Source organism: uncultured Pseudomonas sp., assembly GCF_943846705.1.
GTDB lineage: Bacteria > Pseudomonadota > Gammaproteobacteria > Pseudomonadales > Pseudomonadaceae > Aquipseudomonas.
Window position 1 is genome coordinate 3,666,140 of sequence record NZ_OX044366.1, and the last position, 14,862, is coordinate 3,681,001.

The following is a 14,862-nucleotide window of genomic DNA, read 5'->3' on the forward strand; positions in this document are numbered from 1 at the left end:
TCAGCCTCAGCGCGTCTTATCGTTGTGCGTCATGGCGGTGTAGAACAGCCAGGACACCAACAGGATGATCAGGAAGTACACCAGCGAGAAGGCTGCAGCCGGCCCCAAATCGAATTGGCCAATAGCCATTTGCGTCAGGGTCTGACTAAGGAAGGTGGTGGCGTTTCCCGGCCCGCCCCCCGTCAGCACAAAGGGTTCGGTGTAAATCATGAAGCTGTCCATAAAGCGCAGCATCACCCCGATCAGCAGTACGCTTTTCAACTTGGGCAGCTGGATATGGCGAAACACCGCCCAGTCTGAAGCGCGGTCAATGCGCGCCGCCTGGTAATACACATCAGGAATGGCGCGCAGCCCTGAGTAGCACAGCAGCGCGACCAGCGAGGTCCAGTGCCACACGTCCATGATCAGCACGGTGACCCAGGCATCACCGGTGTTGGAGGCGTAGTTGTAGCTAATGCCCAGGCTATTCAGGCTCCAGCCAAGCAAGCCAATGTCGGCGCGACCGAATATCTGCCAGATAGTGCCGACCACGTTCCACGGAATCAGCAGCGGAATGGCCAACACAATCAGCACCAGCGAGGCCATGCGCCCCTTGGTTGGCATGCACAGGGCGATGGCGATTCCTAAGGGAATCTCGATCAGCAGCACGCATGCGGAGAAGATGAACTGACGCAGCAGCGAGTCATGCAGACGGGTGTCTTGCAGCACCTGCTTGTACCAGTCGACACCGACGAAGTAGCGCGTGGAGTGATCGAAAATATCCTGCACCGAATAGTTGACCACCGTCATCATCGGCACGATGGCGCTGAACGCCACTAGTAAAAAAACCGGCAAGACCAGCCACCAGGCCTTGTTGTTATGCACCTTCATGGCTGCACCTCCATAGGCTTGGGCTCAACCAGAATGTCATCGGCATAGAGCATTAGCCACTGCGCAGGGAAGCTCAGGTAAGCCTGCCGCTGCGGTACCGGTTGATCCTCCTGCAGGCGCACTTTAAGTAACTGGCCATCGAGCTTGAGGGTGAGGATTTTGTAGGTGCCCAGGTCCTCGACGTGCACGACATCGGCGCAAAAAGCATCTTCGTTTGGGCCATCCCAGACATGAATGAACTCCGGGCGAATACCGACTTTCAACTTGGCACCTGGCATCTCGGCAACACGCCGATTGAGTGCGGGTGACAAGGGCAACATCGTTTCGTTGAAGCGCACCCCGCCGCCATAAGGCAGCACCTCAATCAGGTTCATTCCAGGGCTGCCGATGAAGTAACCGACAAAGGTGTGGCTGGGCCGTTCGAACAACTCACGCGGGGTACCAAATTGAACAATCTGGCCGCCGTACATCACCGCAATCTTGTCGGCAAAGGTCGAGGCCTCCAGCTGATCATGGGTGACGTAGACCATGGTGATATTGAACTGCTCATGAATCTGCTTGAGCTTGCGCCGCAGCTTCCACTTCAAATGCGGATCGATCACGGTCAATGGTTCATCAAAGAGAATCGCCGACACATCATCACGCACCAGGCCGCGCCCCATTGAGACCTTTTGCTTCTCATCAGCGGTGAGGTTGCTGGCGCGCTTGCGCAGGAGCGGATGCAGCTCCAGCACCTCGGCAATTTCGTTGACCTTGGCGAGAACCTTTGCCTCATTCATGCCCTGGTTACGCAGTGGGAACGCCAGATTGTCGAACACCGTCATGGTGTCGTAGACCACCGGAAACTGGAAAACCTGAGCAATATTGCGTTGCTCCGGCGCCAAAGCATTGACCACCTTGCCATCAAACTGCACCTCACCATGGGAGGGGCTGAGCAAGCCGGAAATAATATTCAGCAGCGTCGATTTACCGCAGCCCGAAGGTCCCAGCAGCGCATAGGCACCACCCTGCTCCCAAACATGGTCCATCTCACGAATTGCATAATCAGCCGGGCCGCTCGGGCTGCGGCTGTAGCTATGAGCGAGGTTACGCAGGCGAATTTCAGCCATCAGGCAACCCTCCCCAAACGACGACTGGGCGCCTGAATCAACTGTCCATCCGCGCTGAACACAAACAACTTATGCGTAGGGATATAGATAAGAATTGAGCTATCGACCGCGTACTCATGCACACCGGGCAAGTGCAGCACCAACACGAACTGCTCATTGCTCACGTGCAGGAAGGTTTCCGAGCCGCTGATTTCAGCCAGCTCGACGGTCACCGCCAGTTCCAGGTCGTCGTCATTGGACGGCACCAAACCAATATGACTGGGCCGCACACCGAAGCGGTACTCGCCCTCGGCAATGTCTTGTAAGTCCGGGTTGAGCGGGAAATGCACGGTATCGGCAAAACTGACTTCGGTACCGCTGACGCGCCCCGGCATCAGGTTGATGGCAGGCTCAGAAAAAAGCTCAGCCGCCAGCACTTGCTGCGGCCGGTGATAGACGTCGGCCGTCTTGCCACTCTGGATCACTCGTCCTTCATGCAGCACGGTGGTGGTGCCGCCCAAGGCCAGCGCCTCATTGGGTTCGGTGGTGGCGTAAATGGCGATGGTATGGCGCGCCTGAAACAGCTCGCGCATCTCCTGGCGCAGCTCTTCACGCAGTTTGTAGTCGAGGTTGACCAGCGGCTCATCAAACAGAATCAGCGAGGCGTCTTTGACCAACGCCCGGGCCATGGCTGTGCGCTGCTGTTGACCGCCGGACAGCTCCAGCGGATAGCGATTGAGCAAACCGTCGATACGCAACATCTTGGCGGTGACGTGCACCTTTTCCAGAATGTCGGCCTGGCTCATCTTCGCCTGACGCAATGGCGAGGCGATGTTTTCGAATACCGTCAGGGTCGGGTAATTGATGAACTGCTGATAAACCATGGACACGTTGCGCTGGCGCACCGGTACTTGGGTCATGTCTGCGCCATTCATCAAAATGCGCCCGCTGCTGGGTTTATCCAGGCCGGCCATCAAACGCATAAGGCTGGTCTTGCCGGACAGCGTACGCCCCAGCAACACATTGAAAGAACCGGGCTCGAAGCTCAGGCAGGCATCATCAATGTGTACCTGCTGGTCAACGATGCGCGTGACGTGCTCCAGGGTAAGCGACATGGCTTGTCCTTATTATTGTTTTCTAGCCACGTCTAAAGCGCATTCCGTGCCAGCCACGCCATAAACCTCTAAAATATTGATTTATAAGAACTTAAAAAATTAATAAAGAAACTACACAGCCAAAATGAACACTATTGAACAGCGCAAAATGAACAGCTGAACGTTGACATTGAACAGTCTTTGACGACACTGCAAAGACCCTGGCGCAGACCGGGGCTCATAACAATAAGAATCAAGGTGCCCCTCTGTCATGGCTGACACAGCTACTGCCCTGCCCCACGAGACCATCATCCAGGACTCCTGGTCGCGCTGCCGCGACTACGGCCTGACCCACCAAAGCACGCCAGTCTTCAGTCAACCCGAGCGCGGCGCCGTCAGCGCACTGCTAGATAGCCAGCACGCACTGGTGCACACCACCCACAAAGAAGTGCTGCCCTATTACGGCACCATCCTGGCCAATTCCAACTGCCTGATCATGCTGGCCGACCACCAAGGTCAGGTGCTGCAGTCCTGGGGTGATCAGCGCTTTATCGAGCCTACTCGCGCCGCGGGGTTTGTGGCCGGTGCCACCTGGCTGGAGCGCTATACCGGCACCAACGCCATCGGCACCGCTCTGAGTTGCGGCCAGGCGGTGCATATCCAGCACGATGAGCATTTCCTTAAGGCCAACCGCTTTATGACCGGCTCGGCCTCACCGATCTTCGATGAGCAGCGGCAAATGATCGCGGTGCTGGATGTGTCCAGCGACAGCTACCTGCCAGCCTCGCACACCTTGGGCATGGTCAAGATGATGAGCCAGTCGGTGGAAAATCGTCTGATCCTTAACCTGTTCCAGCAGCGCTATTTCCAGCTGACCTTTAATACCAGTCTGGACAACCTCAGCAGCCCTTGGGCCGGGCTGGTGATTTTTGATGAGCAAGGCCAGGTGGTATCCGCCAATCGCCGTGCGGATAACCTGCTCGGTGTGGGTTTGGTTCGGGTGAATATAGAGAGCCTGTTCGATATTTCTGTGCAAAAACTGCTCAACCAACCAGAAGCACAGCCCTTTAACTTGCGCGCCGGTGGCCGCTTCCGCTTCCATGCGCAACTCAAGCGCCCACAGCAAGCGGCGAAGATTGAGGCCAGGGATTTTCGCCTGCCGGCCGCGACCGCAACAAACGTGCAGGCGGATAACTTCAGCCTGAGTTCGCTCAACCTGGGCGACCCGCGCGTGGATAAAGCCATCCGCCAGGCCGAGCGCCTGCTGGAAAAAGACATCCCGTTTTTGGTGCATGGCGAAACCGGGGTGGGTAAGGAAGTGTTCGTCAAAGCCCTGCACCACGCCAGCTCGCGTGCCAGTCAGGCGTTTATTGCGGTGAACTGTGCGGCCATTCCGGCCGAGCTGGTGGAATCTGAGCTGTTTGGCTATGAAAAAGGCGCGTTCACTGGTGCCAACCAAAAAGGCAGCATCGGCCTGATTCGTAAAGCTCACAAAGGCACGCTGTTTCTCGACGAGGTCGGTGACATGCCACTGCGCGTACAGGCGCGCCTGCTACGTGTGCTGCAGGAACGTTGTGTGCAGCCACTCGGCAGCAGTGAGTTGTACCCCGTGGATATCCGCTTGATCTCCGCCACCAACCGACCGTTGCGCCAAGATGTCGAAAACGGATTGTTTCGCCAGGATCTGTATTACCGCATCAGCGGCCTCAACCTTGAACTGCCACCCTTACGTGAGCGAACGGATAAAGCAGCCATGGTGCAACGCATCTGGGAGTATCACCGCGAGCCCCAACAGCGGGCCGGGATAAGCCCGGAAGTGTTGGCTCTGTTCGAGTGCCACTCATGGCCTGGCAACCTGCGCCAACTCAGCAACGTGCTACAAATTGCCCTGGCCATGGCCGAAGACCAGCAGATCAGACCCGAACATTTACCCGATGATTTTTTTGCCGACCTGCAGGCCACTGCCGCAGTCATTCGTGATACCACTCGGCAGCCTGATACAGCAGCCGGCGAAAATGATCTGGCCAGCCAATACCAGGCATGCGGCGGAAATATTTCCCATCTGGCACGCCGCCTCGGCGTCAGTCGCAATACGCTGTACAAACGACTACGGGAAGTGGGCCTAACGACACGTTGAAACCCGCATCAACAGCCCCTTAAACCTATTTGAAGAACGCCGCGCAGGTTTATCCAGCAGTCATGGATCTATACGCCCCAGGCACGGTCGAAGCTGCGCATACATGCTGACCCACCCCGTACAGGTTCCCACTGCGGCCCTGACCGCATAGACTCCGCGCCCCACCGCTGCCGTCCAGCACCGTCCAGCTTGCTAATCTCACGCCCTTTTCGAGCTAAAACCTGATGCGTTACCCTGCAACGCCAACATCGATTTTTCCGCAAGTACCCCAGCCAATACGCCTTAGTGCTTTCGCCTTGCTGACCATCGGTTTGTTGAGCGCATGCGCAGCCATCGCACCACCGCAACCAAATCCCGCAATCGACCCCATACGCTTTCTGTTGAGTTTCGATGACGGCCCCAGCGCCAGCCCTGACAACAATCCAACCGAACAGATACTCGACAGCTTGGCGGACAATCCGATTCAGCCGGGGATTAAGGCGCTGTTCTTTGTGCAAACGCGCGCCACCCGAGCAGGTGGCAGCCCTCAGGGCCAGGCACTGTTGCGGCGTCAGCAACGTGAGGGCCACCTGCTGGGCTTTCACACCGCCACCCCCGGGCACGCCAACCATCGCTTCCTCGACCCGGCAGTATTGAAACAATCACTGAAGGATGGCGTGGCTGACCTGACTGCCATCAGCGGTACCGCCCCGCGCCTGGTACGACCACCCTTCTGGAACTACGACGCGCGCACATTCGCCGCCGACCAGACCCACGGCCTGCGCCTGTTATTGACCGATTTGAGCGCGAACGACGGCAAGACTTGGGGCATTAATGGCAGCCTGCGCCGGCGCAGCAACTTACGTGATCAACTGGCACTGGCCGCGCAGCAGATCAACGTCGGCGCACTGCCTACGGTTGATGGGGTCATCCCGGTGGTGGTGACCTTCCATGACCTCAATACCTACACCGCGCGGCATATGCAGGAGTACCTGCAGATCCTCTTGGATGTCGCTGCAGAGGTGGGCCTGGCCACCGACAAGCAGCCGTTCTACGGCCACCGCGACGCCCTGCAACGTGCAGCTCTCAAGCGCGCCCTTGGCGACCCATTGCAATACGCACGCCTGCCGGGGCTGTGGAACTGGCTGTGGAATTAGCCACCGTCGCACAATAAAAAGGCCGCTCGAAAGCGGCCTTTTTATTTTAACCGGCGACTTAGTCAGCCAAACGCCAAGTGGTCGCACCCTTGCCGTCTTCCAGCACTACGCCCATGGCCGTGAGCTGGTCACGAATACGGTCGGACTCGGCCCAGTTCTTCTCGGCGCGGGCCTGCAGGCGCGCAGCGATCAACGCTTCAACCTCAGCGGCATCGACCTTGCCAGCAGCACCGGCTTGCAGAAACGCCTCAGGCTCAAGCTGCAAAACCCCCAACACACCGGCCAACTCCTGCAAACGAGCGGCCAGAGCTGCCGCCGCCTGCAGATCAGTCTCACGCAGGCGATTGATCTCGCGGGCCATCTCAAACAACACGGCGCAGGCTTCCGGCGAATTGAAATCGTCGTCCATCGCTGCGGCGAAACGCTCCACAAACACTTCAGCGCCCGCTGGAGCCGCTTCCGGCAGCCCCTTGAGCGCGTTGTAGAAACGCTCCAGGGCGCCTTTAGCTTCTTTAAGGCTGTCTTCCGAGTAGTTGATCGGGCTGCGGTAGTGGCTGGACACCAGCAGGTAACGCACCACTTCCGGGTGGTACTTCTCCAGCACCTCACGGATGGTGAAGAAGTTGCCCAGTGATTTGGACATCTTCTCACCGTCCACGCGCACCGCACCGGCGTGCATCCAGGCATTGGCGTAGAGCTTGCCAGTGGCCGCCTCGCTCTGCGCGATCTCGTTTTCATGGTGCGGGAACACCAAATCCGGGCCGCCGCCATGAATATCAAAGGTTTCACCCAGGCAGCAGGTGGACATCACCGAGCACTCGATGTGCCAACCCGGGCGGCCAGCGCCCCAGGGCGACTGCCAGCTTGGTTCGCCGGGTTTGACGCCTTTCCACAGCACGAAATCCAGCGGATCCTGCTTGGCCTCATCGACCTCAATACGCGCGCCGATTTTCAGGTCTTCGATCTTCTTGCGCGACAGCTTGCCGTAACCGACAAACTTGCCGACGCGGTAATACACATCGCCATTGCCGGGGGCATAGGCAAAGCCCTTGTCGATCAGGGTCTGAATCATCTGGTGCATGCCAGCGATATGATCAGTGGCGCGCGGCTCCTGATCAGGGCGCAACACGTTTAGGCGCGCCTCGTCTTCGTGCATGGCGGCAATCATGCGCTCAACCAGCACTTCGAACGGCTCGCCATTGTCATTGGCGCGCTTGATGATCTTGTCGTCGATGTCGGTGATATTACGCACGTAGGTCACATCGAAGCCGCGATGACGCAACCAGCGCGTAACCACATCGAATGCCACCATCACCCGCGCATGACCGATATGACAGAAGTCGTAAACCGTCATGCCGCAGACGTACATGCGCACCTGGTTACCCACCAGCGGTTTGAAGACATCTTTGCTTTTGGTCAGCGTGTTGTAGATCGAGAGCATCGGGATTCCTTGGAAACCACGGGCCAGCAGGCCGGCCCGGTTTTAATCAGAGCATCTAGGCCTTAAGCCCAAGAGTCGCGCAGCGTTACGGTACGGTTAAACACGGGCGCGCCCGGTTTGCTGTCCTTGATGTCGGCGCAGAAATAACCTTCGCGCTCGAACTGGAAGCGCTCTTCAGGCAGCGCCTCAGCCAAGGATGGCTCGGCACGGCAGCCTTTGAGCACAACCAAGGACTCGGGGTTGATGTTATCGAGGAAGCTGCCGCCGTCTTCGTCCTTTTCCGGATTGGCGGAGCGGAACAGGCGGTCGTACAGGCGCACTTCGCACTCAACGCTTTCTGCAGCCGGCACCCAATGGATCACGCCCTTGACCTTGCGACCCTCAGGGTTCTTGCCCAGGGTATTTTCGTCGTAGCTGCAGCGCAGTTCGATGATGTTGCCCTCGGCATCTTTGATCGCCTCATCGGCACGGATCACGTAGCTGCCACGCAGGCGGGCTTCACCACCCGGAATCAGGCGCTTGAAGCCAGCCGGCGGGACTTCTTCGAAGTCGCCTGCATCGATGTAGATTTCGCGGCTGAACGGCAGTACACGCACGCCCAGATCCTGCTTGGGGTGACGCGGCAGCTCGAGATTCTCGACCTGACCTTCCGGGTAATTGGTGATTACCACTTTCAGTGGCTTGAGCACGCACATGGCGCGAGCCGCGTTGGCGTCGAGGTCGTCACGAATGGCGAACTCGAGCATGCCAACATCGACCACACCGCCGGCGCGGTTGACGCCGATCATGTCGCAGAAAGAGCGGATCGAGGCCGGCGTGTAGCCGCGGCGACGGAAGCCCGACAGGGTCGACATGCGTGGGTCGTCCCAACCATTGACGTGCTTCTCATCGACCAACTGCTTGAGCTTGCGCTTGCTGGTGATGGTGTAGTTCAGGTTGAGACGGGCAAATTCATACTGACGCGGCTGCGCTGGCACCGGCAGTTGCGCCAGGAACCACTCGTACAGCGGGCGATGATCTTCAAACTCCAGGGTGCAGATCGAGTGGGTAATGCCTTCGATGGCATCCGACTGACCGTGGGTAAAGTCGTAGCTGGGGTAAATGCACCACTTGTCGCCAGTCTGATGGTGATGAGCATGGCGAATGCGGTAGAGAATCGGGTCGCGCAGGTTCATGTTCGGCGAGGCCATGTCGATCTTCGCGCGCAGGGCGCGAGTGCCGTCGGGGTACTCACCGGCTTTCATGCGGGCGAACAGATCGAGGTTGTCTTCAACGCTGCGCTCACGGAACGGGCTGTTCTTGCCTGGCTCGGTCAGATTGCCGCGGTATTCGCGGGCCTGCTCTGGCGACAGATCGCACACGTAGGCTTTGCCAGCCTTGATCAGTTCAACCGCCCAGTCGTGCAGTTGATCGAAATAATCAGAGGCATAGTGCTCCTTGCCGGCCCACTGGAAGCCCAGCCACTGCACGTCGCTTTTGATTGCGTCGATATATTCCTGATCTTCCTTGGCCGGGTTGGTGTCGTCGAAGCGCAGGTTGCACTCGCCGCCAAACTCTTGGGCCAGGCCAAAGTTCAGACAGATCGACTTGGCATGGCCAATATGCAGGTAACCATTGGGCTCCGGCGGAAAGCGGGTGATGATTTTCGCGTGCTTGCCTGCATCCAAGTCGGCCTGGATGATGGGGCGAAAAATGTTAGCGGCGGCGACAGTTTCTGGCTTGCTCATGGGGTCCTTGATCATGCAGGTGCGCGGCACAGGGTAGGCCGGCTAAAACAAAGCGCTTATCATAGCCGAAGCTGTCAATCCCCTGACAGGCCCACGAACTGCTTCAATGTCCTTTGCTTGCCGCTACCTAGTGCGCAAACAGTGGCTGTTAAAGCGGCGCATGGATTTATCGACAGAGCGATTACCTACATGATCAAGCTGCACACCAACCACGGCGTTATCACCCTCAAGCTGTTCGAAGACAAAGCCCCGGAAACCGTGGCCAACTTCAAGCAGTACGTTAAAGACGGTCATTACGACAACACTGTTTTCCACCGGGTCATCAGCAATTTCATGATTCAGGGCGGTGGCTTTGAGCCGGGCATGAAGCAGAAAGCTACCCGCGCCACTATCAAGAACGAAGCCAACAATGGCGTCGCCAACAAGATCGGCACCGTGGCCATGGCCCGCACTATGGAGCCGCATTCGGCTTCCGCGCAGTTCTTCATCAACGTTGGCGACAACAGCTTCCTTAACCACACAGCGCCCACCGTACAAGGCTGGGGCTACGCGGTGTTTGGTGAAGTAGTCGAAGGTATGGACGTGGTCAACGCGATCAAAGGCGTCGAAACCACCAGCAAATCCGGCCATCAGGATGTGCCTGTCGATGACGTGATAATCGAACGTGCCGAGATTGTTGAGTGATCTTACTGATCTCTGATCTGCATCTTGAACAGGAGCGCCCGGACATCAGCCGGGCGTTTCTGCGCTTCCTCGAAACCCGCGCGGTTGATGCCCAGGCGCTGTATATCCTGGGAGATTTCTTCGAAGTATGGATCGGCGACGATGCCATAAGCCCCTTTCAACGCTCGATTGCCCAGGCCTTACGCCAACTCAGTGAGCGCGGCACCCGCGTCTACCTGATGCATGGCAATCGTGATTTCCTGCTTGGCAAAACCTTCTGCCAAGAAGCGGGCTGCACCTTACTGCCCGACCCTTGCGTGATCGAACTCAACGGTGAACGCGTACTGTTGATGCACGGCGATAGCCTGTGCACTCAGGATGTCAGCTACATGAAGCTGCGCCGCTGGCTGCGCAACCCTATCTCCTTGTTTATCTTACGCAACCTGCCATTAAGCAGCCGGCAGAAACTGGCGCGCAAACTGCGCAACGAAAGCCGTACGCAGACCCGTATGAAAGCCAGTGAGATTGTCGACGTAACCCCAGAAGAAGTGCCGTGCATCATGGCCACCCACCGTGTGCGCACGCTGATTCACGGCCACACCCATCGCCCAGCCACCCATCAACTGCAGGTCAACGGCGAAACGGCGCAGCGCATTGTGCTCGGCGACTGGGACAAACAGGGCTGGGCCCTGCAAGTCGACAGACAAGGGTTTCAGCAAAGCGCCTTCGAGCTGGCTGCGAACTGACTGCCGGCACCTGCGGCAAACCCGCGCCGTTTGTGACGAGCGGCAGGCCTAAGCCACCCTCTCAACTGATGGCGCTGTGCCAGACAGGCACAGGACCTGCAACAACAATGCTAAGCGCAACATCCGCCATACAAGCCGGCTCAGATGCGCCGCTGTTTCAGACAGGCGGAATACCGCTGTGAAAGCGGAACTCAGTGTCCGGCGACTCGATCAGCTCACGCTCCACTGCCCTCACCCGCTCGATAGCCTGATCGACATCGCGGGCCTCGCCATATTGGTAGGCGAGCTTTAAATAGCCTTGGAAATGCCGCGCCTCGCTTTTCAGCAAGCCGAAATAGAACTTTCCCAGCTCTTCGTCCAAGTGCGGCACCAGCGCCTCAAAGCGCTCACAGCTGCGCGCCTCGATAAACGCGCCGACCACCAGGGTATCCACTAACTTGTAGGGTTCGTGAGTGCGCACCACTTTGCGCAACCCTGAGGCATAGCGCGCCGCCGACACCGGGCGCAGGCCGATCTTGCGGCGTTTCATGATGCGCAGCACCTGCTCATGGTGCACCAGTTCTTCACGGGCCAGGCGCGACATGGCGTTGAGCAAATCGACATAGGTGTTGTACTTGGCCATTAGGCTCAGCGCTGTACTGGCGGCTTTGAACTCGCAGTTCTTGTGATCAATCAACAGCGTCTGCTGATTTGCCAAGGCAGCGGTGATCCAGGCATCCGGCGTACGACAACCCAAGAATTCATGGATTTCAGGCAGGCTCATAAGTACACGCCCGCAACTTGGCAATGTTTGATTACAGAAAAACAGCAGTGCAGCAGGGGTTCAGCTTCAATTAACAGGTACATAAATTCACAAAACCAGGCCGGCAGCAGCGATATCGCTAGAGATCGGCCATTATACGATTGAGCACGCAAACCACCACTCGATTGACATCAATCAGCATCGCTCGGGTGGTAGCGATCTATAGTGATAATTAGATCAATTGACTGCACATGGAGACGATCATGCAAGCTATTCGCAGCATTCTGGTAGTGATGGAGCCCAACCACCCGGAGGACCTGGCCCTAAAGCGCGCCAAACTGATTGCTGGCGTGACCCAGTCACATCTGCACTTACTGGTGTGCGACAAGAAGAGTGACCATAGCAGCTACCTGAGTGACCTCACCGGGTTGCTTAATAGCGAAGGCTTTAGCACCTCCAGCCAGCAGGCCTGGGATGAAAACCAGCACCAAACCATCATCAATGTGCAGCAGGCCGAAGGCTGTGGCCTGGTGATCAAGCAACACTTCCCCGACAACCCGTTAAAAAAAGCCCTGCTGACGCCCGGCGACTGGAAGCTGCTGCGCTACTGCCCCGCGCCAGTGTTAATGGTTAAAACCGATAAGCCCTGGACCAGCAGCGTCATCTTGGCGGCCGTCGATGTGGGCAATGCCGATAGTGAACACCGCTCCCTGCACACCAGCATTGTCAGCCACGGCTTTGATATCGCTGCCCTGGCCAAGGCTGAGTTGCATGTCATCAGCGCTCACCCCACACCGATGCTTTCAGCTGCCGACCCGACCTTCCAGCTAAAAGAGACCATCGAAACGCGCTACCGGGAACAGTGCAAAGCATTCCAGACTGAGTACGACATCAGCGATGAACGCCTGCATATTGCCGAAGGTCCAGCGGACTCATTGATTCCGCAGATCGCCCGCCAGTTCAACGCCGGCGTTACCGTGATTGGCACCGTCGCCCGCACCGGACTTTCCGGGGCCTTGATCGGCAATACCGCCGAAGTGATTCTCGACACTCTGGAAAGTGACATCTTGATACTCAAGCCGGACGACATCATTGCTCACCTAGAGGAACTGGTTGCTCAGCGCTGAACCCAGCGGCGGGCGTACAGGCGCCCGCCTCTTGGTATAACCAATCGCTACATATTCAAGGCGTAATGCGAATACTCCAGCCGACCGAATGCCTTGGCATATCGACCGACAGCATCAATACTTTCGTTGGCACTCACGACTCCCCCGCCCTCCCAGGCCCGATGCTTATCGCATAGCCGCTTTGAGCGCCCTTTATCGCCACCAAGTGATCGGTGAATGTAGGGACGCATGCTTACGACAACCAACATCCAGCGCTTGCTGCTTGTCCTGCATGTAAAGAGCACCAATAAGTTCCCAGCCCCACACTTGGCCTTATGACCATCCAGTACGGCCGTCTAAAAATCGACTGTTGCAACCGACTCATTGCCTGGACTGACTCATCAAGCCAATGAATCGCCAGGTTCATTAACTCCGCGAGCAAGACCTGCCGTCCTTTAATCGACACAAAGAGTAAAGAGTGGCCAGCCCGCAATCACGCCTCCATTCGTTGAAGGAGATTGCCATGCGTACGATTGAGAAAATCCTGGTCATGCTGCATGCAGACCCTGCCGAAGACTTAGCCCTGGCACGCGGCAAGCAACTCGCCCAGTCCTTGGGCGCAGAACTCCAGCTATTGCTCTGCGACCCACGCGAGGAGCATGCCGAATACCTCGATGGGCTGCTGACCACGCTGCGGGGTGAAGGCTTCCGGGTTCAGGGCGAGCAAGTCCAAGGGCAACCGCAGCACGCCTACGCCGCTATTCTCGCAGCGCACCAGCTTCATGCGTGTGATTTGGTGATCAAGCAGCACTATCGCAGCCCCCTACTGAGCCAGCTATTCAGGCTTGCGGACGACTGGCAGCTATCGCGTGAACTGCCAACACCCTTACTACTGGTCAAAACAGCGCGCCCTTGGACGGACAGCATCGTCTTGGCGGCCATGGACGTCGATCATCAGGACCAAGAGCACCGGGCGCTACAGGGCAATATCATCGATTACACCGCCGACCTGTGCCGCCTGTTCCACGCGGAGCTACATGTGGTGTGCGCATACACAGCGCCGCCCCTGGCCGATCCGGATATCCACATCAAGCAGGCCATTGCCCAGCACTGTCATGACCAGTGTCAGTGGTTCCAGCGTGAGTACGCGCTCGCCGAGCGCCACCTGCATATCGCTGAAGGCCCAGCCAAGTCATTGATCCCGCGAGTTGCCCGCGAACAGGGAGCCGCGCTGACCGTGCTGGGTACTGTTGCTCGCAGGGGGCTGGGGGGCATGCTGGTTGGCAATACCGCAGAGACGGTGCTCGAACGGCTAGACAGCGACGTACTGATCCTCAAGCCCCATGAACTGCCTGCCAAGCGGGTTGAGCCAAGTGGCCAGCGTGCGGCATGAGGCTTGCGGATAACGCTCGAAACTCACACGTGGACTACAGCTGCCGGGGCTTAATCGTGCAGCTGTAAGCCTGAGTGCAAGAAACCCGGAGCGATATAGCGCTGGTAATGCGCCTCGGACAGCAGGAAAAACTCGCGATCAATGGCATCGCGCAGCTCCGGCAAGCCCCAATCACGGAATTCCGGCAGCAAGACCATGCCATAGGCGTTCAACTGGCTGATGACCCGCGCGCCACGGGCAATCAACTGGTAAGCCCAGCAATAAGGCGATTGCTGTGGGACAAAGCGAATCTTGCGCTGTTCCAGCTGCATACGCAGGAGGCCGGCATCAAAAACTTCCAGTTTTGCCGCCATCACCTGCACCAATAACACCTCAAGACGCAGCCATATCGCACGTTTTTCCTCGTCGCTATAGCCGTTCCAGCTGATCACCTCATGATGAAAGCGCTTGCAGCCACGGCAGACCAAATCACCGTAAACAGTGGAGCACAGGCCTACACAAGGGGTTTTGATGCGTTGGTTGGACATAACGAAAGACATGAACACTGGCGGACAGGCCGGCATCTTAGCCCTTTGTCTAAGGCAGATCACCCCTATATAAGCGGGGCCTTTGGCTTAACTTTACGAAAGCTTTCCAGTAGAATCAGCCGGCCTTTTATAGGCAGCAATGTCCGTTGGAAGCTGTTTTCAAAGCGTCACGAGCACAGTCAATCCTGCAGG

13 protein-coding genes are annotated in these 14,862 nt (G+C 57.6%); 6 read left to right on the forward strand and 7 right to left on the reverse strand.

What is annotated here, in order from left to right:
* Positions 1 to 6: 6 nt before the first annotated feature.
* Genes Q0V31_RS17120 through Q0V31_RS17130 form a run of 3 tightly spaced genes read right to left on the reverse strand, consistent with a single transcriptional unit; the run spans position 7 to position 3,073 of the window.
* Entirely contained in the window at positions 7 to 870 is an 864-nt protein-coding gene (locus Q0V31_RS17120; RefSeq protein WP_298189712.1) for a carbohydrate ABC transporter permease, read from the reverse strand.
* Positions 867 to 1,979, reverse strand: a complete 1,113-nt coding sequence (locus tag Q0V31_RS17125; protein WP_298189714.1) for an ABC transporter ATP-binding protein — start codon at positions 1,977 to 1,979, stop codon at positions 867 to 869. Before Q0V31_RS17125 ends, Q0V31_RS17120 begins: the two co-directional genes overlap by 4 nt.
* Positions 1,979 to 3,073 carry an ABC transporter ATP-binding protein gene (locus tag Q0V31_RS17130; protein ID WP_298189717.1) on the reverse strand — a complete coding sequence of 365 codons (1,095 nt, stop codon included), beginning with the start codon at positions 3,071 to 3,073 and terminating at the stop codon, positions 1,979 to 1,981. Before Q0V31_RS17130 ends, Q0V31_RS17125 begins: the two co-directional genes overlap by 1 nt.
* Positions 3,074 to 3,323: 250 nt before the next feature.
* On the opposite strand from Q0V31_RS17130, the gene Q0V31_RS17135 reads away from it, so the two are divergent.
* Together Q0V31_RS17135 and Q0V31_RS17140 are read left to right on the forward strand one after the other, a co-directional pair.
* On the forward strand, positions 3,324 to 5,189 hold the full coding sequence (locus Q0V31_RS17135) for a sigma-54-dependent Fis family transcriptional regulator (RefSeq protein ID WP_298189719.1): 1,866 nt from the start codon (positions 3,324 to 3,326) through the stop codon (positions 5,187 to 5,189).
* Between the two features lie 224 nt (positions 5,190 to 5,413).
* Positions 5,414 to 6,325 (forward strand): polysaccharide deacetylase family protein, encoded by a 912-nt coding sequence (locus tag Q0V31_RS17140; RefSeq protein ID WP_298189722.1) that lies wholly within the window; start codon positions 5,414 to 5,416, stop codon positions 6,323 to 6,325.
* A gap of 58 nt (positions 6,326 to 6,383) precedes the next feature.
* Here the strand turns inward: Q0V31_RS17140 and cysS are convergent, their stop codons facing one another.
* Both cysS and Q0V31_RS17150 read right to left on the reverse strand, forming a co-directional pair.
* Positions 6,384 to 7,766: a cysteine--tRNA ligase gene (gene cysS, locus Q0V31_RS17145; RefSeq protein WP_298189723.1), complete on the reverse strand. Its 1,383-nt coding sequence runs from the start codon at positions 7,764 to 7,766 to the stop codon at positions 6,384 to 6,386.
* A gap of 62 nt (positions 7,767 to 7,828) precedes the next feature.
* Positions 7,829 to 9,493: a glutamine--tRNA ligase/YqeY domain fusion protein gene (locus Q0V31_RS17150; protein WP_298189724.1), complete on the reverse strand. Its 1,665-nt coding sequence runs from the start codon at positions 9,491 to 9,493 to the stop codon at positions 7,829 to 7,831.
* A gap of 189 nt (positions 9,494 to 9,682) precedes the next feature.
* On the opposite strand from Q0V31_RS17150, the gene Q0V31_RS17155 reads away from it, so the two are divergent.
* Together Q0V31_RS17155 and Q0V31_RS17160 are read left to right on the forward strand one after the other, a co-directional pair.
* Positions 9,683 to 10,177 (forward strand): peptidylprolyl isomerase, encoded by a 495-nt coding sequence (locus Q0V31_RS17155; RefSeq protein ID WP_298189726.1) that lies wholly within the window; start codon positions 9,683 to 9,685, stop codon positions 10,175 to 10,177.
* Complete coding sequence (locus tag Q0V31_RS17160) at positions 10,174 to 10,902, forward strand: UDP-2,3-diacylglucosamine diphosphatase (protein WP_298189728.1); 729 nt, start codon at positions 10,174 to 10,176, stop codon at positions 10,900 to 10,902. The genes Q0V31_RS17155 and Q0V31_RS17160 overlap by 4 nt, the downstream gene beginning before the upstream one ends.
* Positions 10,903 to 11,059: 157 nt before the next feature.
* Here the strand turns inward: Q0V31_RS17160 and miaE are convergent, their stop codons facing one another.
* On the reverse strand, positions 11,060 to 11,665 hold the full coding sequence (gene miaE, locus Q0V31_RS17165) for a tRNA isopentenyl-2-thiomethyl-A-37 hydroxylase MiaE (RefSeq protein WP_298189729.1): 606 nt from the start codon (positions 11,663 to 11,665) through the stop codon (positions 11,060 to 11,062).
* A gap of 242 nt (positions 11,666 to 11,907) precedes the next feature.
* Here miaE and Q0V31_RS17170 point away from each other — a divergent pair, with 242 nt between their 5' ends.
* Positions 11,908 to 12,771, forward strand: coding sequence for a universal stress protein (locus tag Q0V31_RS17170; protein ID WP_298189731.1), 864 nt, complete (start codon positions 11,908 to 11,910; stop codon positions 12,769 to 12,771).
* Between the two features lie 502 nt (positions 12,772 to 13,273).
* The gene (locus tag Q0V31_RS17175; protein ID WP_298189733.1) at positions 13,274 to 14,143 is read left to right on the forward strand and encodes a universal stress protein; all 870 of its coding nucleotides are present in this window, start codon (positions 13,274 to 13,276) and stop codon (positions 14,141 to 14,143) included.
* Between the two features lie 50 nt (positions 14,144 to 14,193).
* On the opposite strand, the gene Q0V31_RS17180 is transcribed toward Q0V31_RS17175, so the two are convergent.
* Positions 14,194 to 14,670, reverse strand: coding sequence for a DUF1289 domain-containing protein (locus Q0V31_RS17180; RefSeq protein ID WP_298189734.1), 477 nt, complete (start codon positions 14,668 to 14,670; stop codon positions 14,194 to 14,196).
* Positions 14,671 to 14,862: the final 192 nt, after the last annotated feature.